Source organism: Streptomyces sp. NBC_00353 (assembly GCF_036108815.1).
Classification (GTDB): domain Bacteria; phylum Actinomycetota; class Actinomycetes; order Streptomycetales; family Streptomycetaceae; genus Streptomyces.
Map to the genome: position 1 here is coordinate 8,721,404 of NZ_CP107985.1, position 20,293 is coordinate 8,741,696.

Sequence of the window (20,293 nt, forward strand, 5' to 3'; positions counted from 1 at the left end):
CCGGGCCGCTCCTCCCGCCACACGTTGCGGTGCGGACACGGCAACTTTTCGGCGACCGGCGGTGACTGACGTCACGTTCCCTGATCACGGCGCGCGGCTACTGCAGCCGCACCGTCATCGCCGCCTGGGACTGGCGGGGCGGCGCTTTCACCAGGCGCCCGACCTTCGGCACCAACAGTTCCACCAACTCCGGCAAGGGGTATGACGGTCAGGGCAACCATCAGCCGTCGGTCGCCGATGTCGACGTCGACGGCAAGGACGAGATCGTCTACGGCTCCATGGCCGTGGACGACAACGGCAACGCCCTGTGGACCACGAAGAACGGCCACGGCGACGCGATGCACGTCGGCGATCTGGACCCGTCCCGGTCCGGCCTGGAGGAGTTCGAGGTCGACGAGGACGGCTCGAAGCCGTCGTCGTGGATGGCGGACGCGAGGACCGGCCGGGTCCTCTGGTCCACCCCGGCCTACCGCACCGCGCCGGCGTGGCAGAACACCGCGTACAACCAGCCGCCGCACCCGAGCTTCTTCATCGGTAACGGGATGGCGACGCCGCCACGGCCGACCGTCTCCGTGCCGTGAGTGCGTATCCGTACCCATAGGTGCATTTCCGTCAACTCCGCACGCGTGTCGCGGAAATGTTCATGCGTTCGGGTGTCGCTCGGTCATAATGCGTCGACCGGGGGGTGCGGAGACATGTGCGTGACCCCGCGGAACTGGCGGTTCCTGAGGAACCACTTGATCTCCAGGGGGAGACTTGCACAGACATGTGAAGAGTGCGTGCGTATCCACCCTTGCCGCGGCAGCCGCCGTGGCGCTCGCGGCGGGCATGACCACCCCGGCCGTGGCGACAGTGGATCGCGCGCAGGCGAAGGCCACGGGCACACAGTTCGTGGCCCCGCACCACATCACACTCATCACCGGTGACCGCGTCTCCGTGGACGCCAAGGGCCGTGTCGTCACCTTCGAGCCCGCCAAGGGGCGCGAACACATACCCGTGGCCACGCGCATACGCGACGGGCACACGCTTCTCGTTCCGATCGACGCCCGGCGGCTGATCGCCGACGGCAAGCTCGACGAGCGGCTCTTCGACGTCACCGAGCTGAACCGTGCGGTGAACCGCAAGGCCCAGAAGGCGGGCCTGAAACTCATCGTCGGGTATCGGGGCGGACAGGCCGCCGCGGCCAAGGCCGAGGTCCGCGAAGCGGGTGGTACGAAGGTCCGCCGGACCTTGAAATCGCTGAACGCCGACGCGCTGACCACCCCGAAGAACGACGCCGAGGACATCTGGCAGGCGCTCACCAGCAAGCGCGCGGACAGCGCCGAACGTGCCACGGCCTCCGGTGTCGACCGGGTATGGCTGGACGGGGTGCGTCGGGCGAGCCTCGACAAGAGCGTGCCCCAGATCGGTGCGCCGGCCGCGTGGCAGGCCGGTTACACCGGCAAGGGCGTCAAGATCGCTGTCCTGGACACCGGTGTGGACGCCACCCACCCCGACCTCCAGGGCCAGGTTCTCGCCGAGAAGAACTTCTCGGCGTCGGCCGACGCGGTCGACCGCTTCGGCCACGGCACCCATGTGGCGTCCATCGCGGCCGGTACGGGCGCGAAGTCGGACGGGAAGTTCAAGGGCGTAGCCCCGGATGCCAAGCTCCTGAACGGCAAGGTGCTCGACGACAACGGCTACGGTGAGGACTCCGGCATCCTGGCCGGCATGGAGTGGGCTGCCGAGCAGGGCGCCGACATCGTCAACCTGAGCCTGGGCGGCGCCGACAGCCCCGAGATCGACCCGCTCGAAGCCGAAGTGAACAAGCTGTCGGCGGAGAAGGGTGTGCTGTTCGCCATCGCGGCGGGCAACGAGGGCGAGGGCGGGCCCGGCACGGTCGGCTCGCCGGGCAGTGCGGACGCCGCGCTGACCGTCGGCGCGGTCGACGACAACGACAAGCTGGCCGAGTTCTCCAGCCGCGGTCCGCGTATCGGCGACGGTGCGATCAAGCCCGATGTGACCGCACCCGGTGTGGACATCACGGCCGCTGCCGCACCCGGTTCCGTCATCGATCAGGAGGTCGGGCAGAACCCGCCGGGCTATCTGACGATCTCCGGTACGTCGATGGCGACCCCGCACGTGGCGGGCGCCGCGGCGCTGCTCAAGCAGGAGCACCCGGAGTGGAAGTACGCCGAGCTGAAGGGCGCGCTGACGGCGTCCACGAAGCCGGGCGCGTACACGCCGTTCGAGCAGGGCTCGGGCCGGATCGCCGTCGACCGGGCCATCGGTCAGAGTGTCGTGGCCGATCCGGTTTCTGTCGGCTTCGGGGTGCAGCAGTGGCCGCACACCGATGACACCCCGGTCGTCAAGAAGGTGACCTACCGCAACCTCGGTACGACGGACGTCACCCTCGACCTGGCGGTGACGGCCACCGGCCCGAAGGGCAAGCCCGCGCCGGCCGGCTTCTTCACCCTCGGCGCAGACAAGGTCACCGTCCCCGCGGGCGGTACCGCCGAGGTACCGCTGACCGTCGACACCAAGCTCGGTGGCACGGAGAACGGCAGCTACTCCGCCTATGTCGTCGGCAGCGGCGGCGGCCAGACCGTCCGCACCGCGGCCGCGGTCGAGCGCGAGTCCGAGTCGTACACCGTGACGCTCAAGCACCTCGACCGGCAGGGGAAGTCCGCCGCGCTCTACGACACGAGTCTCGTCGGTATCTCCGGGGACGTGGCGGACGTGTGGCTGGACCCGAAGGGACCGACCGGAACGGTGAAGGTCCGTGTCCCCAAGGGGAGTTACGCGGTCAACACCGGCATCTACGTGGACCCGGAGGACTTCGCCAAGGGCACCGACTGGATCTTCCAGCCGAAGCTGAGCGTCACCAAGGACATCACCGTGACGCTCGACGCCCGGAAGACGAAGCCGGTGAACATCACCGTGCCCGACTCTTCCGCGAAGTCGCAGTTCGCTGCGGCGGACATCCAGATCGAGACCGAGCAGAGCGGCTACGACTTCGGCTGGTGGCTCGGCTCGTTCAAGGGGTTCCGCACCGCCCATCTGGGCGCGCAGGTGACCGACGGCTCGCTGTCGCAGTTCTGGTCCGGCATCTGGGCCAAGGGCTCATCGACCGGCTACAACGTCGTGCTCGGCGGGCCGGTGAAGCAGGTCGCGACCGGCTACACCAAGAAGTTCACCACTGCTCAGCTCGCCAAGGTGAAGATCGGGCTCGGTGCCTCCGCCGCCGGGAAGACCGGTGGGCTCAACCCGTGGGGCTATGTCCCCGGAGCGTTCTCCAACGTGTCCGTCTCGACGGAGCAGAAGCTCCCCGCCACCCGCACGCTCTATCTGTCGGCTGCGAACAAGGTGAAGTGGAGCTTCGACTTCGAGCAGTACGGCGGGGTCGACTCCGAGGGCTTCCCGGTGACCGACGCGTTCTACACGCTCGGCGCGCCGCAGACCTTCGCGGCGGGCAAGAGCTACGAGAAGACCTTCAACACGGCTGTGTTCGGCCCGAGGATGGACAAGTCCTTCGGTCTCTTCCGTGAAGGAAACGACCTCATCGGTGTGCTGCCGCTCTTCGCCGACGGCAAGACCCATGCCGGTTCCTCCGCCTACACCTCGGTGAAGACGTCGCTGTACCGCAACGGCGCCAAGATCACCGAGAACGCGGACCCGCTGGACGGGCAGGGCTTCTTCAAGGTCCCCGCCGGTGACGCCGAGTACCGGCTCACGACCTCTGTGAAGCGATCCGCGAAGGTGGCGTCGGCATCCTCCCGGATCGACGCCAGCTGGACCTTCCGGTCGAAGAAGACCTCTTCGGTCGCGCAGCTGCCGGCCTCCACGGTGCGCTTCTCGCCCACTGTCACCCTGGACAGCAAGGTCACCGCGGGCAGGACCGCCTCCGTTCCGGTGAAGGTGCTGGGTGCTGCCGCCGGTTCGAACCTCAAGTCGCTGACGGTGTACGTCAGTTACGACGCCGGTAAGACCTGGAAGAAGGTCACTGTCAAGTCGGGCAAGATCTCGGTGAAGAACCCGGCCAAGGGGAAGTCGATCTCCTACAGGGCCAATGTCACGGACAAGAAGGGCAACAAGTCGTCCGTGTCGATCTACAACGCGTACTACGGGAAGTGACGGCGCTCAGCCGCTGAACTCCGTGTGAGTGGCGCGTGATCCAAGGCGGCCTGCCGGGACGGTCCTCCGTTCCGGCAGGCCGTTCGCATGTGCGGAGGTATCGGTGCCGTAGTGCGGTCGCCGTGCCCGGCGCCCGCCCGGCACGGCACGTCCACGACTCACCGGCGCCGCTCAGACGATCGGGTAACCGGCCGGGGACTCGTTCCCGGAGACCGAGGCCACCGCAGAGGAGACCGGCGACACGGGCCCGGGAGGCGGCGGCTCCGGGGCCGATCGGGCCGCCGGCGACTCGATGACAGGCGGCGGGCTGGAAGGCTCCTCCGGGGAGGGCGGGGGCGGCGGACCCGACGGCTCGGTGGACGGGGACCCGGTGGACGGGGACTCGGGGGTCGCAGATCCGGGGAACGGGGACCGGGGCGAGACGGACTCGGGGGACGGGGACTTCGACGTGTCCGAGGGCGGTGGACACGGCTCGGTGGACTTCCCCTCGGGGCCCGACGGGCAGGGCGACGGCGTGTGCTCGGCGGGCGGCTTCGTCTTCTTGTCGTCGCCGCCGGTGTCACCCGCATCGCGGGTGAACCAGTTGCCGCTCTTCGGGTCGTACATGACGAACTTCTTCACCACGCGTGGCGCGGGCTCCACGACCACGACGTTCGAGGAACGGTACCCGGGCCAGGGCTCACCCTTCACCTCGGGACTGCCCTTCAACGGGACCGGCTCGAGCAGCGGATTGCCGCACGCGCACCGCACCCGCGGTACGCCGCGGTCGTCGACGAGCACGGCCGTACCGGCCTGAAGCACCGCCTGATAGCTGGTGGCGGAGCCGTCCCGGAACCCGTGGTTGGTGACCCGCGTGTCCAACCGCAACTGGACGGGGGTCAGCGCCCGCAGATAGGCGGGGACGTCGGTCGGATCGATCCCCAGTACCCCGGCGAAGGCGTTGTTCTTGTCCGGTTCGGCCGTCAGCGCCTTGATCTGCTTCTCCACGTCGCAGCTGGCGAGCTTGCGGGTCCCGCCGTACAGACCGGGGGCCGAGCCGTCCACGCCCTGCGTGACGCCCACCCCGGTCCTGGTCGGAGTGGGCGCCGTGGCCGGTGTCGCAGGGGCGCTGCTGCGCGCAGTCGAGTCGGTGAACGGGTCCTTTCCGGCCGATCCCGCCGGCTGCAGGAAGATTTCGCCGCGCGCCGTCGTTCCGCCGTCGGGGCGGATGAAGACGACGGCCATCACGGCCACGGCGACGATCACGGCGACGAGCGTCGCCACCTTGGGCACGGACTGCCACCACGGGCGGCCGGGGCCGCCCGCTGAGCCGCTCGGGCCGACGGGCCCTGAAGGCCCGCCCGCGCCGCCGGAGCCTCCGCTGCTCGGCGGCCCGCCCGCGGAGCCGGGCGGAGTACCCGGCGGTGGCGGCACGGACGCCGGTTGCGTGGGGCCCGAGAGCGGGCCGGAAGGGGGGCCTGTCGGGCGGTCGGACGACGGCGGTTGGCTGCTCACGGCCTCTTCTTCCCCACGTAGGGATCAGTCCCCCTTTCTTCCCGCGTGTGCTCATTGTGTGCGCGCGAACCGCGCGCCTCGCAAGCTGACGCCGTCGGCCCCTCCCAGGGGGCGGCCCGCCCCGTGTCTGCCTAGCGTGGCAGCGTGAGCCAACAGGCATCCAGCGACCGCAGCCGTGCGCCGAGACCCGCGCACGGCTGGGGTCACGCCCTCCTGACGGTGCTCGCCGGGCTGGTGGTCATGGTCGCCACGGCCGCCCTCGGCCTCTGGGCGGCGGGCGCGGCCGGCCTGCCCGGCAGCGGCTTCCCGCGTGTCGTCGCGGCCGTCGTCGTGATGGCGGCAGGAGGCTCCGTCGAGCTCTCGGGCAACGCGGGGGACCTCGCCAGGACCCATGCGGAGTTCTCGGTGCTTCCGCTGTCGGTGACCCTGGCCGGCGCCCTGGTGATCGCCGCGGGATTTCTGCGGCCGCTGCGCCACCGGGCCGTCGCGGGCGCGCGCGAACTGGCGGGCTGGGCCGCCCGGGTGGCGGTGCTGTGGGCACTGATCCTCATCGGCCTGTCGGTCCTGGCCAGAGCGAGCTTCGACATTTCCGTGCGCAACGCGACGGACGCGGCCATCGCGGATCTGCTGGGCGTCTCCCCGAAGGTCGGGTTCCGGGCCGATGTCCCCCTCACCCTCGTACTCGGCCTGCTCTGGCTGGCCGGCATCCTCGTCCTGGCCCTGCTCGTGTCGCGCAGTGCCCCGCTCCCGGGCCGCCTCCTGCGCTTCCAGGAGTCGGTGCGCCCGGCCGCGTACGCGATGGTCGCGCTGCTGCTCGGGTGCGTCGTCGTGGGCCTGGTGGTCGCATTCGTCGTCCTGGGTGTCCGGGGGCACCCGGCGGACACGTTCGCCGTGATCCTCCTGGGGCTGCCGAACCTTGTCTGGCTCGCCTACACGCTGGGGCTCGGCGCGTCCTGGGAGGGGAAGGTGGACGGTCCATTCGGGCTGCCGATGCCGCAGATGCTCGACTCGGTACTGCGTACGCCGGACATCTCCACGGTCAATGTCTCCACGCTCGCCGAGCACGACGGACGGGCGTGGTGGCTGGTCGTCGCAGCCGCGGTGCTGACCGTGGCTGCCGCGTGCCTCATGGCGGTCCGCTCACCGGCCCGGATACGGCCCTGGCAGCATGCCGTACACATGGCGGTGGCGCTCGTCCTCACCGTGCTGACCATCTGTCTCGTCGCGAGGGTCTCCGCGCATTACGGCGTGTCGCTGCTCGGCATCGGAGACCTCGGTGGCGGCCTCGGCGGGGAGCTGACGCTGCGACCACGGCTCTGGTCCGCACTCGCTGTCGCAGCCCTCTGGGGCCTGGTCACCGGTTTCCTCGGTGGTCTGCTCGCCTCCAGGGTCGACCGGCGCGGAGAAGTACCGACGCACGGCTGAGACGGGCGCGACCACAGCCCTCAGCGTACGAACCCCGGGAAAACGGGAAGCGCCCAGTGCGGCGGCGCGGGCGGTGGTTCGGGCCCGGTGGCCCATGCACCTATTCGCTGGTCCACCTGCGTCGGCGGATGGTCCTTCCGCACCGTGCTCCGCGCTGCCGAGCGCAGCGCGGCGACGAACTGCAGACAGGAGTCGTACCGGTCGTCGGGGCTTTTGGCCAGGGCCTTCGCCAGGACGTCGTCGACGGCGGGCGGGAGATCGGGGCGCCGGCCGGTCAGCGGCGGCGGCGGGTCGAACTGATGGGCCCACAACAGCGCCATGTCGTCGTCCCGCTGGAACGGCGGTACTGCGGCCATCGTCTCGAACACCACACAGGCCAGGCTGTATACATCGCACCGGCCGTCCACCGGGCGGCCGGAGATCTGTTCGGGCGCCACGTAGTCGAGCGTGCCGACGAACTGGCCCACCGAGGTGAACCCGGTCAGCGACAGCGACTTCTTCGTCAGCCCGAAGTCCGTGAGGTACACATGCTCCGGGTGGTCGCTGTCCGTGCCCGCAGCAACCAGGATGTTGCCGGGTTTGACGTCCCGGTGCACCAGGTCGTGGTCGTGTGCGGCGTCGAGCGCGGACGCCACCTGCGCGGCGATCCGGACCGCCGCCGTGATCGGCAGCGGCCCCTGACGGTCGATGAGGGCGCGCAGGTCCTGGCCGGCGACGTAACGCATCGCGATGTAGAGCAGGCCCTCGGTCTCCCCGGCCTCGAAGACCGGCACGATATGCGGATGGTCGATCGCGGCGGCCACCCTCGACTCATGGGTGAACCGCTTCCTGAAGGTGTCGTTGCGGGCGAGTTCGGGGGCGAGCAGTTTGAGCGCGACCGTCCGGTCCAGCCGCAGATCCTTGGCGCGGTACACGACCGCCATGCCGCCGCGGCCGATCTCGCTCTCCACCCGGTATCCCGCGATCTGCCTGCCGAGCAGATCGGATGGTCGGCCCACGGGCAGCGCCGTGTCCTGCCGCGGGTCGGGGGAGTGCGGGGGGTTCGGCGTGGGGGAGGGGGACATCATGCGTCACCCGCCCGGGTGGGCGGATGCGCGGTCTCCGACCCGGGCTCGTCGACGGACCGCAGGAGCTGCGTCGGCTCGGCATCGGCGGGATCCACCGGGCGGTATGCGGCCAGCTGCGCGGGGTCGACGATCTGTGTCGGCCCAGGCTCCGGTGCGTGCACCTCGTCGGTCCCGCGGTCCACGGGGGCCTCGTTCGGGCGGCCCGGACCGGCCGATGCCGCGTACGTACTCAGCTGTGTCCCGTCGCAGTACACCCAGCGCTCGTGCTCGGCGTCGTACAGCCACACCGCCTCGCCGTCGACAACCATGCCCACCCGCAGCCCCTGGGTACGACTGCGGAAGGTCTCCCCGTCGATCCGGCCCTCGGCAAGCTCTTCCGCGGCGCCCCGGTACCGGGCCAGCGACTCCTGGGCCTGCGCCATCAGCGGCCGGGGGTCCCCGGTGCGCGCGAGCGGCTGCCCGGGCTCCGGCGGGCCGTGCGGTACGGAGACGAGCAGCCGGCCGTCGACCCACGCCGACCAGCCGTTCGCGCAGAGGATCCGCCCCCAGTCGCCGCGCCGGCCGACCAGCTGGACGGGAAGCAGCGGGTCGAGTGGCTCGGTCGGCCGGGACATGTCGGGTGCCTCCCAGGCGGGCATCCCGTCCGGGGGGACTACGTGTGTGGGGCGGAACTCCGGTGTCGCCATGGGCTCCCGCCTCCGCTACTTCCGCATGATGACGGGCTCGTGCCGGCGGAGCAGCCGCGCCACCGCCAGTCCGAAGACGACCGACAGCACCACCAGCATCCCCATGTTCAGCAGCCACGCTGCCGCGGAGTGGTCGAACAGCGGGTCCGAGCTCACCTTTCCCGGCACGATCCTGCCGAGCCCGATGGTCCCGCCCATCGCCGCGAGCGCCCACCGGGACGGCACCAGCCACGCCAGCTGCTCCAACCCGGGCACACCGTGCAGTTTCAGCAGCGCACCGCAGAAGACGACCTGGACGATCGCGAGGAGCACCAGCAGTGGCATGGTGACCTCCTCCTTGCGCACCAGGGCGGAGACGAGCAGACCGAGCATCATCGCCGTGAACGACAACATGGCCACGGCCAGTGTCATTTCGGTCAGTGGTGGCAGCAGAACGCCCTTGCCGCCCGGGGCGTTCAGATCGACGCCCGCCAGGCCTACGAGGGTCAGGACCACGGCCTGCAGGACCGTAATGGTGCCCAGGACAACCACTTTGGACATCAGATACGCCGATCTGGACAGCCCGACGGCACGCTCCCGCTGATAGATCGCCCGCTCCTTGACCAGTTCCCGTACGGCATTGGCGGCGCCGGTCAGCACGGCGCCCACGCAGAGGATCAGCAGCGCGTTGATCGCCGTGTCCTGGGTCAGCCGGCTGCCGGCCAGGGCCCGGGTCATCGCGCCCATCACGAAAGGCAGGGCGATCATGATGGCCAGGAAGGTCCGGTCGGCGCTCAGCGCGGCGGCGTACCGGCGGCACAGCGTCCGCAGCTGAGCGCCCCCGCTCCGGGTCTTCGGCGGCGGTGCGACCGGCGCGACCGCCGCGTGCGGCAGCCGCGGCTGTGCGGTGGAGTTCGCGATGTACTGCCGGTGGAACGGGGACGCGCGGTACTCCGCCGACCAATTCCGGTCCCGGTCGTTCTCGAACGCCTCGAACGCCTCCGGCCACTGCTCGAACCCGAGGAAGGGAAGTGCATCGTCCGGCGGCCCGTAGTAGGCGGTCTTCCCGCCGGGGGCGAGCACCAGCAGCCGGTCGCAGACATCGAGGCTGAGCACACTGTGCGTGACGACGATGACCGTACGACCGTCGTCGGCGAGCCCCCGGAGCATATGCATGACCGAGCGGTCCATGCCGGGGTCGAGCCCCGAGGTCGGCTCGTCGAGGAAGAGCAGCGACGGCTTCGTCAGCAGCTCCAGTGCGACGCTGACGCGCTTGCGCTGGCCGCCGGAGAGGCTGTGGATCGGCTGTTCCGTCCGCTTTTCCAGAGCCAACTCACGTATCACTTCGGTGACCCGGGCCCGGCGTTCGGACGGGTCGGTGTCGTGCGGGAAGCGGAGCTCGGCGGCGTACCCGAGGGCGCGGTGCACGGTCAGCTGGGTGTGCAGGATGTCGTCCTGCGGGACGAGCCCGATGCGATGGCGCAGCTCGGCGTAGTCGTGGTAGAGGTCTCGGCCGTCGTAGAGGACGCTGCCCTCGTCGGCCGGCCGGAGGCCGGTCAGCGCGTTGAGCAGGGTGGATTTGCCGGAGCCGCTCGGACCCACCACGCCGAGCAGACACTTCTCGCCCACCGGGAAGGAGACGTCGTCGAGCAGGGTCTTGCGGCCCCCGTCCACGGTGACCGCCAGGTCCTGTACATCGAGCGAGACCTCACCGGTGTCGACGAACTCCTGCAGCACGTCGCCGACCAGAGAGAACTCGGAGTGACCGATGCCGACGATGTCACCGGCGGCGACCGGGGCGCGGCCGACCAGCTGGCCGTTGAGATATGTGCCGTTGTGCGAGCCGAGGTCGACGATCTCGTACGTGCCGTCCGGATGTGCCCGCAGTTCGGCGTGCCGGTGCGAGACGGTCAGGTCGTCGACGACGAGGTCGTTGTCGACGCTGCGGCCGATCCGTACGGTATGGACGGGCCGCGGCCGCACGGTGGTCGGCTGCCGGAACGTGCCGGTGGCAGCGGGCACGGAGACGGCGGACGGGCGGTCGGCCGGGTGCAGCGCGGGGGATGCGGGGGCCTGGCCGACCAGAACGGCGCACGGCCCGTCCGCGGGGTGACCGAACCGGATGACGCTGCCGGGGCCCACGCCCGACTCATGGATGCGCTTGCCCCCGGTGTATGTACCGTTCGTGCTGTTCTCGTCCTCCAGGGACCAGTGGTCGTCCACCGGCCGGAGCACCGCGTGGTGCCACGACACCCGGACATCGTCGATGACGACGTCGCTCAGTGGGTCGCGGCCGACGTGGTAATCCCGGCTCGGACTCATCACCGTGGGACCTGCATCGGTTTCGAGCACAAGTTCGGGGGCAGTCGACGTGACAGGCCGGTCTACCATGTTCGAATTCTATCTATTGGTCCCTTTATGTGCTTGTGGGTTACCGCCGTTATTTCCGGACGCAGCGGCACGTACACCCTTCATCACAGAGCCGCCTCCCGCGACGGCCGGGGTCTCGGGAGGCGGCTGTTCTGTCTTCGCGACCGGACCGGACTCAGGTGCCCAGGGCCGCCGAGACGACCGCCTTGGCCTCGTCCTGCACCCGGCCGAGGTGATCGGCGCCGAGGAACGACTCCGCGTAGATCTTGTAGACGTCCTCGGTGCCCGAGGGGCGGGCGGCGAACCAGGCGTTCTCCGTGGTCACCTTGATGCCGCCGATAGGTGCGCCGTTGCCGGGAGCCGAGGTGAGCACCGCCCTGACCGGTTCGCCCGCCAGCGTGTCGGCTGTGATCTGCTCCGGCGAGAGCTTGGCCAGTACCGCCTTCTGCTCGCGATCGGCGGGGGCGTCGATGCGGGCGTACGCGGGCTCACCGAAGCGCGCGGTGAGTGCCGCGTACTGCTCCGACGGAGACTTCTCCGTCACCGCGAGGATCTCCGACGCCAGCAGCGCCAGGATGATGCCGTCCTTGTCGGTCGTCCAGACCGAACCGTCACGGCGCAGGAACGACGCACCGGCCGACTCCTCGCCGCCGAACCCGAACGACCCGTCGACCAGACCGTCCACGAACCACTTGAAGCCGACGGGCACCTCGACCAGCTGCCGTCCGAGATCGGCGGCGACCCGGTCGATCATCCCCGACGACACCAGCGTCTTGCCGACCCCCGCCGCGGCCGGCCACTGTGCGCGGTGTGCGAACAGGTAGTTGATGGCTACCGAGAGGTAGTGGTTCGGGTTCATCAGCCCGGCGTCCGGGGTGACGATGCCGTGCCGGTCGGCATCCGCGTCGTTGCCGGTGGCGATCTGGTAGCGGTCGCGTTGCTCGATCAGCGACGCCATCGCGTACGGCGAGGAACAGTCCATCCGGATCTTGCCGTCCCAGTCCAGCGACATGAACCGCCAGGTGGGGTCGGTCAGCGGATTGACGACCGTCAGATCGAGCCGGTGCTGTTCGGCGATGCGGCCCCAGTACGCGACCGATGCGCCACCCAGCGGGTCCGCGCCGATCCGTACCCCGGCGGCACGGACCGCGTCGAGGTCGAGCACGGACGGCAGATCCGCCACGTAGCTGCCGAGGAAGTCGTACGTCGAGGTGGTCGGCGCCGCCAGCGCGCGGACGTACGGCAGCCGCCGCACGTCCTTCATCCCAGCCGCGATGATCTCGTTGGCCCGCTCCTGGATCCAGCCGGTCGCCTCGGACCCGGCCGGGCCGCCGTTCGGCGGGTTGTACTTGAACCCGCCGTCGCCGGGCGGATTGTGGGACGGCGTCACCACCACGCCGTCGGCGAGCCCCGACGTACGGCCGCGGTTGTGGGTGAGGATCGCGTGCGACACCGCGGGGGTCGGGGTGTAGCCGTCGGCGGAGTCGATCAGCACCGTCACGTCATTGGCGGCGAACACCTCGATGGCAGTGACCCGAGCGGGCTCCGACAGCGCATGGGTGTCCGCCCCGAGGAACAGCGGCCCGTCCGTGCCCTGCGAGGCCCGGTACTCGCTGATGGCCTGGCTGGTCGCGGCGATGTGGTCCTCGTTGAACGCGGTGGCCGTCGACGAACCGCGGTGGCCGGAGGTGCCGAACGCGACCCGCTGGTCCGGCTCGGCCGGATCCGGGTGCAGCGTGTAATACGCCGTCACCAGCCGGGCCACATCGGTGAGGTCCTCCGGCCGCGCCTGCTGTCCAGCTCGTTCGTGCGGCATCTGCCCACTCCTCCGTATCGGTCGGTCGTCATGCTCTGCCCGCCGGATCATTTTCGCCGTTGGCCGTCCGCGACCGGTGACTGCCCCGCCGCACGAACGGCCACCGCCGCCGCATAGCCGGCCGGAACCAGCACATCGGCGACCGCCCAGCCCGTCGGTCCGGGCCGCGGCACGGGCCCGGTGCCCAGATGGTCGAGGGAGAGATCGCGGGCCAGCCCGATGCCCTCGCCCTTGAGATACGCCTCCTTGCGCGTCCAGGCCCGGGCGAAGGCGACAGGCCGGTCCGACGCAGGGAGCGCTGCCAACTCCCGGCACTCCGCCGGATGCAGCATCGCTCCGACCTCGGCCGCGGCCTCACTGCCGGGCACGGCCTCCACATCGACTCCCAGCGGTACGGCAGCGAACGCGAGCAGCGACAGGTCCCGGCTGTGCGAGAGCGAGAAGTGCACCCCGCCGTCGGTCGCGGGCCGGCCGTGCGGACCACCGCAGGACGGGCACGGCTCGCGGACCACCCGTACGTCGCGGGGTTCGACGCCCAGCCGGGCACCGAGCAGTATCCGCAGCGCCACATGGGCCGCGACATAGCAGCGGCGGTCGGCCGATGCGACGAAGCTCTCGGCGCGCCGCTGTTCCTCGGCGTCGAGGATCCCGGGGGCGAGCCGCTCCGCGCGATCGCCGTGCCGCACGGCGTCCACGATCCACAGGGCGGGTGTCCGGGCAGGCCACGCCGGAAGCGAACCCCGGCTGCCGTACTCCGGGTCGAACTCGATGGGCTGATGCACAGGTCGAGTCATCCATTCACGTGACGAACGCCGTGAGGACCCCAGATCTCCAACGCCGGGTCGTACGGTGAAGCATCGCCGTCCAGCATGGCCGCCGCATGCGCTCTGACCGCCCCGCGAAACGCCTCCGAGTCCTCCATGATCTAGAGAATAGGGGGGCGCTAGCAGTCGAGGCGCGTCGCGGGTTGCCCGTACTTCATCCCGAAGGACCACTTCGTCGAGTGACGGGTGTCACCTCCTGTGAACTTGATCCCATTGGCACGGTGCGCGACTTGGGTCAGGCGGGTGGCTTGGCTGCCGTATCGAGTCGACAACTCCACGACGTTTCCGGCTTCGAGGCTTTCAGCGAGCACGATGACAGGCATACGACCTCTTGGTCTCCCCACGCTGGTTGAGTTGCGGCTGCACAGCAGCGGAGTACAGCAACCACCGCGATCGTAGCCAACTGGTATCGGTCCCAGATGCCCAAGTGACCGGCCCGGCAGACTTCAATGACCAGCCCGCCCATAGCTCACCTCGAGAGGGTCACCAGCAAAGTCCACTTCGTCCAGGCCGGCCAGCAGGTTGTCGTCCGCGGTGATCACGGCCGCATGGTCTCAGAGCCCCTCCCGACACCGGTACCCGCCCCAGCGGGCCGGCCGCCGGAATCGGGCACCATCTCCGGGCACATCCAGGACCCTTGGAATCGATCATCTAGTGCTGCGACCGGATAGGTTCGCCGGGTCGGTGGACGAGGAGCGGCCCCGGGCGGGCAGGGGGAGGCGGGCGATGAGTGGCAACTACCTGACGGTGATTCCGACTGATCCGTACTGGCGGCCCAGTAAGGATGCGGCGGATCGTGCCGCGGCCGTGCTGTCCGGGATGCTTCCCGACGACGACGCCCGCCATGGCCTGGAAGCCAAGTGGCACGACAGCGTCGAGGTGGTCTTCTGCGGCGCCAACCTGGAGAAGATCTCCTGCCCGCGCTGCCGTGCGGAGTTCACCCCCGGCTGGTGGGGGGAGGCCGTCTCGGAGCGCTACAACGAAGGCTTTTCGACACTCATGGTGACGGTTCCCTGTTGTGACGCCGAGACGTCGCTCAACGAGCTGGTGTACGACTGGCCGATGGGATTCGCGCAATTCAGGATCGAGGTCCTGTATCCGAACCGGGCATGGCTGACCGACGAGGAACTGGCCTCCCTCACGAACGCGCTCGGACATCCCCTACGACAGATCCTCATCCACATCTAGTGCTGTGAACGCGCAGGTTCGCCAGGTTGAGTCAGGCTGCGGCTTTGAGGGGGCGTTCGCTCCAGCGGATGCCCGTCTCGCTTCGGATGCGGGCGCGTTCCTTGCGCTCGGCTGCCAGGACGTCGCGGTGACGGGCGTTGGCATTACGCCAGCGCAGGTAGTCGCGAGTTCGAGGAGAAGTTCCGCACCATCGACAGATGGTGGCCGGACCACCGCGGCCCGGTTTGGACGCCTGTCCTGCTTCCGGGCGCGCAGTGGAGCGGCCCACCGGTTCCCGACGGGAACCCTTTCGCCTCTCCCACGTAGTCGGCGGCTGGTCCACGCACCCTCGGCCGGTGGAGCGCCTGATGGCCGTCGCCGGCCGTTCTGGTCAGAGCTACAAATCAGAAGTTCCCCGTGCCACAACCGCGCCAGGTCGGGCGGTGACTCACGGGGAACTGCGTCTGCTGACGGAGACGACGACCAGCAGACGCCGAAGTCCGCATCACGCAGGTCAGGCCCTAACTCGCCCCACCTCGCTCCTAAAGCGGTGGTCCGAGTCAAGGGTATCCGCCGTCTCCAAGCGGGGCTGCACGCTGCCAGGTTCCGGCATTGTGCGCCGTAGAGGTTGTTGTGAACAGCCAATACTTCTTCACTGCCGAGAGTGCCGCCTTCGGCGCATGGTCCTTTGGCTCAGCGGATGCGCCACCGTCACCGCTCCCGTACTGCTGGTCCGGTCGTCGGCGGGGAGGGAGGGCGGCTCAGCACGCCCCACCGAGCGCGAAGTGCTCAACTCGCGTCCTGGCTGCCGCACTCCGAGACCCGCGTGCTGTCGGGAGCCAGTCACCGCATGCCGCTGGAAATTCCTGCGTTGATTTCCGGGAGAAGAATTCACGGCAGGGATGGCGCCGCTCCGCTGGCCGCCGGCGTCACGCGGGGTCAGTCTTCGGCTTCGGCCACTGGCTTCTGCCATGGCCACCGCCCGGTGATCTCGAGCTCGAGAGAAAAGCTGAGGAAGGTGCGGATGCCCACGATCACGGCCAGCACTCCGACGCTTGCGTACGTCGGTGCGACGGCGACTGTACGGATGATATCGCCGGCTACGAGGAACTCCAGCCCCAGCAGGATCGACCGCCCGACACGACGGCGATAGCCGCGGTACACACCCGCCTGTCGGCGACTGAGCCGGATAGCCGCGAGAACGGTCGCCAAGAGCGTTCCCACGACTATGATGGCAACGCCGACGGCGTCAACGGCTCGACCGACCAGCTCCACGATGTGTTGGAACTCCACAGTATCCCCTCTCGCGCCGACCCGAATCCGCTCGTTTGTGGTCCGCAACCTCCGTTGCTCTCGACACGTCGTTCCGAGCACCGGCTACAGTCGGGCTAGACGTGTTTCCACGGCACTCCCCGCGCAGTAGAGCGGCGACCGTCGACGGCGCCTGTTGAAAGCGTAACTATCGGACGGACGCGAGCGCTATTTCCCGGCGCGAGCTCCTCGGTGCATTCGATCGAGTACCTCGTCAGTCGACAGCAACGCATGGGCGAAGAAACGGTAGTTGATGATCGCCGCCTGATAGCCGTCGCCCCAGACCGGGTGTCGGGGTCCAGCTGTTGCATCCCTGACCACGGCGACCTCAAACCCCTCCTCGATGAGGTGACGCATATGGGACTCGACGCACATGTTCGCCAGCATCCCGCCAAGAATAATCCTTTGTATTCCCCGCTTGCGCAGTTGCAGTACCAAGTCGTTGGTTTCCGGTCCGAATACCTTGTGCGGGCTGGCGACCACCGTTCTGCCGTCTTCGATATAGGGCTTGAAGCGGTCCAGCCAGTCTGCCCCGGAGTTTCGGAACCCGGTCAGATCGAGCTGTCCTGACCGTGCGAACGTGTGGGTCTCGAGCTCGCTTGTCTCGAGCGGCCCGTTCATTCGCCATCCGTTGTCGGTCGGGTAGAAGTAATGGGGCGAGATGAAGACCTCGTATTCGCCCGCTTTCGCCGCCTCGAAGATTCTCTCCATATTCTCGACGGTTCTGTTCTCTGTGACGCTAGCTCCCACCGCGTCCCAGTTCGCTCCGCCCTCGCTCAGCACGTCGTTCTGTGGGTCAATGAACACAACCGCCGTGTCGGTCTCCTTGATTTCCACCTGGCGCTCCTCACGCGATAACAAACCACGGGTGTGGCAAGTATTCGGTACAGCGGATGTCCTTCCGAAGCACACTCCGATCCGGTGACGTGAGGTCTCTTCCTGAGCCGGTGCGCATTGTTCCGACACCAAGCGACATCACTCGAGTGCCGTGCTCACCTTCGGGGTGTGTGCCCTGAGCAGGCGCTCTCCCGGTCATTCGGCCCTCCGTTCCACTGTGACCCATCGCGGGGCGCTCTGCATCGGTGAATTGCTGCACCTCGGTCGTCGTCCCTGCCACCCCCGAGGTGTGAACGGTCTGCGGGGATGGTGGGGAGGAGAATTTAGCTCCGTGCCTTGGCTGCGGACTCCGAGGCCGCGTCCAACGCCGCTGCGCCGGCGACGACCCCGCCCGCTCCCGCGAGTCGGTCCGCGCCCCGCACGCCCAGCCCTGGAAGTGGGTGCCCTGCCCGCACGCCTGCGGATACGTCGGCCAGCCGGAAGTCCGCCCCGATGTCCTGTACGGACTGATCCCGCAGCTCAGCCCGAACCAGTAGGAAGGCGGCCGGGATCGCGGACTTCGGAGTGTCAGGGGCGCCTGCCATGGTGACGCCATGGCCCTACCCATCGTCACGCTCACACCCTGGCGAGACCTCATGCGCACCGCCACGACAGCCCTGACCACCGTCCTCGCGGCCACCCTCATAGCCGGATGCTCCGCGGGCGCCGATGAATCGAACCCGAAGTACGGGCTGAAGTTCGCCGCCGCCGGCTGCCGGACGCTCACATCCGACGAGACCCTCTTCAAGTCCACTGACCCGGCGAGATCAGCCGCCACGCGGACGAGCACAGAACCGCGTCCATCGCGACCACACACGCCGCCGAGCTAGGTCCTGTTTGGCGGATCTCGTGACTGCCTTGCGACCCGAATCGGACGTTCGCCCGCGGGCGATTGCATTCTGGTGCGCCGCACCGGAGCGCCCGATTAGCCTCCCTGCCATGCCCATTGAGATGCATGACACCGTGCGCAGCCTGCTTGACGCCCCGCACCCGGCCGTCTTGTCCACCCTCAACCCCGACGGCAGCCCGCAGAGTTCGGTGATCTGGGTGAGCCGTGACGGCGGAGAGCTGCTGATCTCCACCGAACAGGGGCGGCGCAAGGAGCGGAACATACTCCGCGACCCCCGCGTTGGCCTGACCGTCTTCGACCTCGCCGACCCACACGTGTACGTCGAGACCCGCGGCACGGCCACCGTTACTGAGGACGTCGACCGCGCGGTGGCCGTCCACATCGCCGAGGAATACATCGGCCCGGGCGGCGGCAAGGAGTACCTGGAGGCCCCGCCGGAAGACGTCCGAGTGGTCGTCCGCATCACTCCGACCAAGATCCTCGGTAACGCCACCAAGGCCGCCTAGCTTCTGCCCGGCAGGTCATGGGCGAAGCCATGAGCGGATCGCGGCGGTGGTGACGGTGCCGTGGAAGACATGAGCCCTCTTGTCGTAGCGGGTGGCGACGGCCCGGGAGTTCTTGAGCCGGTTGATCGTCCGCTCGACCTCGTTGCAGCGTTTGTAGATCACGCTGTCGAAGCCGGTGGGGCGGCCGCCCTTGCTGCCACGGCGCTTGCGGTCGGCCCGCTGGTCCTTCGGCTCGGGGATCGTGTGCTTGATCTGGCGCCTTCGCAGTTAGCTGCGGTTGCGGCGTGAGTCGTATGCCTTGTCGCCGCCCAAGTGGTCCGGCCGGGTGCGGGGGTGGCCGCCCTGCGGGCGGGCACGATGCAACACCACGCCGCAGCCGGGGGCCGCGAGCATGATCCGTACGGACTGCCCGGCCGCGATCCAGGAATCAGCCGCCGCGGGCGACTGACCGGCAGAGGCCGCTGACCTCATTCGTACGGACTGGCCCCGCAGCTCAGGCCGGACCAGTAGCTTGTGATCAGCGGCCACGAACGGCCGCACAGACGGCCCAAAGAGGTCCTACGCCAGGCGGGGTAGGGCCTCCTTGCTGCGCAAGGGGCGATGCGCCAGAGACCCTTTTTCGCCCGCCGCTGATCTCGCAGCCCGTCCGCCGGCGGCACAGATGCCCGGCGGCGGGGCCCCATGGGGGCGAGATGGGGGCCGGAAGGACGGGGAAACCCCGTGAACGATCACCGTGCCCTGAGTACGTCCATGTGTGCTGACCTGCTGAAACGGCGAATCCGGGGACGGTCAGAGAAGGACAGGGGCGCGCTCTGGCGAGGTGAGGAAGCGTCAGCGGCGTGAAGAACAGCACCGATTCTATTTGGGTGGAGATCCGCACGGACTCCGGCATAGGTTCGTCCGCGATGTGAGCAGCTCACCGCGCACGGGGAGGCGCGACGGGCTCCGCCTGAATATGGAGAGACGACATGGCACCGAACGAGCCCGCACCGGCCGGCCGCACACTGCTGCGGAAGGCCGCAGCCAAGGACGCAGAGCCCCTCACCCGGGTTTTTCTCGCCTCCCGCGCCCGGACCATGCCGTACCTCCCGAAGTTGCACAGCGACGTGGACACCCTCGCCTGGATGACCCACGTCGTCCTGCCCGGGACCACGGTGTGGGTGGCCGAGACCGGGACGGGCGAAGTGCTCGGGTTCGCCTCCGTCGACGGAACGGAGCTCGAACACCTCTATCTGCGCCCCGATGTGCGACGCCGGGGCATCGGCTCGCTGCTTCTGGCGAAGGCCCGCGAGATCTCTCCCGAAGAGCTCACCCTGCATGTCTTCCAGCGCAACACCGATGCCCGGGCGTTCTACGAGCGGCACGGATTCACCGCCGTCGACTTCAACGACGGCAGCCGCAACGAGGAGAAGGAACCGGACGTCCTGTACCGGTGGGCAGCGCGGGGCTGACTGCATCCGTGTGCCGACGAGTTGAGTTGTCCGGCTGATCACGCCCAAGGCGGAAGAAGGTCCCGGACGAAGGACGGTGCGGGCGCGTCGCGCGGCTCGGCGACAGCCAGGACCGGGAAACGAGCTTCAGCAACTACAGCTCGTGCATGTGGATGTACGCCCCGGGGCGTTCGCGCAGCCGCCCCCTCTGCACCGTTGGTCTCGGATGCCGACCGGCTGAATCAGCACAACGAGCGCGGGGTCCGCATCTGCGGGCCCCGCTTCGTGCTGCGTCGCGTGCAATCGTCACGCCCACCCGTGAGCAGGTACCTTGCGCAACCTTTCACACTCACGCAAATTGATTGCGTAATTTACAGAT

At 68.9% G+C, this 20,293-nt stretch carries 14 protein-coding genes and 3 pseudogenes; 7 read left to right on the forward strand and 10 right to left on the reverse strand.

Annotated elements, in window-relative coordinates; genetic code table 11:
* Positions 1–77: 77 nt before the first annotated feature.
* Together OHA88_RS39260 and OHA88_RS39265 are read left to right on the forward strand one after the other, a co-directional pair.
* Positions 78–581: pseudogene (locus OHA88_RS39260) on the forward strand (rhamnogalacturonan lyase family protein); the annotation flags it as partial.
* Between the two features lie 175 nt (positions 582–756).
* Positions 757–4,113, forward strand: coding sequence for a S8 family peptidase (locus OHA88_RS39265; protein WP_328629030.1), 3,357 nt, complete (start codon positions 757–759; stop codon positions 4,111–4,113).
* Positions 4,114–4,284: 171 nt separating this feature from the next.
* Here OHA88_RS39265 and OHA88_RS39270 read toward each other — a convergent pair whose 3' ends face one another.
* Positions 4,285–5,607 (reverse strand): DUF6777 domain-containing protein, encoded by a 1,323-nt coding sequence (locus tag OHA88_RS39270; RefSeq protein WP_443044329.1) that lies wholly within the window; start codon positions 5,605–5,607, stop codon positions 4,285–4,287.
* Positions 5,608–5,751: 144 nt separating this feature from the next.
* Here OHA88_RS39270 and OHA88_RS39275 point away from each other — a divergent pair, with 144 nt between their 5' ends.
* Entirely contained in the window at positions 5,752–7,032 is a 1,281-nt protein-coding gene (locus OHA88_RS39275) for a streptophobe family protein (protein ID WP_328629032.1), read from the forward strand.
* Between the two features lie 20 nt (positions 7,033–7,052).
* Here the strand turns inward: OHA88_RS39275 and OHA88_RS39280 are convergent, their stop codons facing one another.
* The 5 genes from OHA88_RS39280 to OHA88_RS39300 all read right to left on the reverse strand — a co-directional run bounded on the left by OHA88_RS39280 (position 7,053) and on the right by OHA88_RS39300 (position 13,732).
* A complete protein-coding gene (locus tag OHA88_RS39280; protein WP_443044330.1) occupies positions 7,053–8,099 on the reverse strand; it encodes a serine/threonine-protein kinase in 1,047 nt (348 codons plus the stop codon).
* Positions 8,096–8,785, reverse strand: a complete 690-nt coding sequence (locus OHA88_RS39285; protein WP_328629033.1) for a hypothetical protein — start codon at positions 8,783–8,785, stop codon at positions 8,096–8,098. The genes OHA88_RS39280 and OHA88_RS39285 overlap by 4 nt, the downstream gene beginning before the upstream one ends.
* Positions 8,786–8,800: 15 nt before the next feature.
* Complete coding sequence (locus OHA88_RS39290) at positions 8,801–11,155, reverse strand: FHA domain-containing protein (protein ID WP_328629034.1); 2,355 nt, start codon at positions 11,153–11,155, stop codon at positions 8,801–8,803.
* 154 nt (positions 11,156–11,309) lie between these two features.
* Positions 11,310–12,950 (reverse strand): phosphoglucomutase (alpha-D-glucose-1,6-bisphosphate-dependent), encoded by a 1,641-nt coding sequence (gene pgm / locus OHA88_RS39295; protein ID WP_328629035.1) that lies wholly within the window; start codon positions 12,948–12,950, stop codon positions 11,310–11,312.
* 47 nt (positions 12,951–12,997) lie between these two features.
* Positions 12,998–13,732, reverse strand: a complete 735-nt coding sequence (locus tag OHA88_RS39300) for a 4'-phosphopantetheinyl transferase family protein (RefSeq protein WP_328629036.1) — start codon at positions 13,730–13,732, stop codon at positions 12,998–13,000.
* Between the two features lie 768 nt (positions 13,733–14,500).
* Here OHA88_RS39300 and OHA88_RS39305 point away from each other — a divergent pair.
* Positions 14,501–14,962 (forward strand): hypothetical protein, encoded by a 462-nt coding sequence (locus OHA88_RS39305; RefSeq protein WP_328629037.1) that lies wholly within the window; start codon positions 14,501–14,503, stop codon positions 14,960–14,962.
* Positions 14,963–14,993: 31 nt separating this feature from the next.
* On the opposite strand, the pseudogene OHA88_RS39310 reads toward OHA88_RS39305, so the two are convergent.
* The 3 genes and pseudogenes from OHA88_RS39310 to OHA88_RS39320 all read right to left on the reverse strand — a co-directional run.
* Positions 14,994–15,122 (reverse strand): annotated as a pseudogene (locus OHA88_RS39310) (IS630 family transposase); the annotation flags it as partial.
* A 758-nt stretch (positions 15,123–15,880) separates the two neighbouring features.
* Entirely contained in the window at positions 15,881–16,234 is a 354-nt protein-coding gene (locus OHA88_RS39315) for a DUF1622 domain-containing protein (RefSeq protein WP_075033367.1), read from the reverse strand.
* 186 nt (positions 16,235–16,420) lie between these two features.
* On the reverse strand, positions 16,421–17,089 hold the full coding sequence (locus OHA88_RS39320) for a cysteine hydrolase (protein ID WP_328629038.1): 669 nt from the start codon (positions 17,087–17,089) through the stop codon (positions 16,421–16,423).
* Positions 17,090–17,682: 593 nt separating this feature from the next.
* On the opposite strand from OHA88_RS39320, the gene OHA88_RS39325 reads away from it, so the two are divergent.
* Positions 17,683–17,958 (forward strand): hypothetical protein, encoded by a 276-nt coding sequence (locus OHA88_RS39325; protein ID WP_328629039.1) that lies wholly within the window; start codon positions 17,683–17,685, stop codon positions 17,956–17,958.
* Between the two features lie 109 nt (positions 17,959–18,067).
* Positions 18,068–18,484, forward strand: a complete 417-nt coding sequence (locus OHA88_RS39330; RefSeq protein ID WP_328629040.1) for a PPOX class F420-dependent oxidoreductase — start codon at positions 18,068–18,070, stop codon at positions 18,482–18,484.
* Between the two features lie 15 nt (positions 18,485–18,499).
* Here the strand turns inward: OHA88_RS39330 and OHA88_RS44745 are convergent.
* Positions 18,500–18,835: pseudogene (locus OHA88_RS44745) on the reverse strand (transposase); the annotation flags it as partial.
* 617 nt (positions 18,836–19,452) lie between these two features.
* Here OHA88_RS44745 and OHA88_RS39340 point away from each other — a divergent pair.
* Positions 19,453–19,935, forward strand: a complete 483-nt coding sequence (locus OHA88_RS39340; protein WP_328629041.1) for a GNAT family N-acetyltransferase — start codon at positions 19,453–19,455, stop codon at positions 19,933–19,935.
* Positions 19,936–20,293: the final 358 nt, after the last annotated feature.

What these genes read in the sequence shown, in the direction of transcription:
- OHA88_RS39280 (WP_443044330.1), bottom strand. Translation starts at nt 8,099, where the DNA reads ATGATGTCCCCCTCCCCCACGCCGAACCCCCCGCACTCCCCCGACCCG.
- pgm (WP_328629035.1), bottom strand. Translation starts at nt 12,950, where the DNA reads ATGCCGCACGAACGAGCTGGACAGCAGGCGCGGCCGGAGGACCTCACC.
- OHA88_RS39285 (WP_328629033.1), bottom strand. Translation starts at nt 8,785, where the DNA reads ATGGCGACACCGGAGTTCCGCCCCACACACGTAGTCCCCCCGGACGGG.
- OHA88_RS39325 (WP_328629039.1), top strand. Translation starts at nt 17,683, where the DNA reads ATGGCCCTACCCATCGTCACGCTCACACCCTGGCGAGACCTCATGCGC.
- OHA88_RS39290 (WP_328629034.1), bottom strand. Translation starts at nt 11,155, where the DNA reads ATGGTAGACCGGCCTGTCACGTCGACTGCCCCCGAACTTGTGCTCGAA.
- OHA88_RS39340 (WP_328629041.1), top strand. Translation starts at nt 19,453, where the DNA reads ATGGCACCGAACGAGCCCGCACCGGCCGGCCGCACACTGCTGCGGAAG.
- OHA88_RS39305 (WP_328629037.1), top strand. Translation starts at nt 14,501, where the DNA reads ATGAGTGGCAACTACCTGACGGTGATTCCGACTGATCCGTACTGGCGG.
- OHA88_RS39330 (WP_328629040.1), top strand. Translation starts at nt 18,068, where the DNA reads ATGCCCATTGAGATGCATGACACCGTGCGCAGCCTGCTTGACGCCCCG.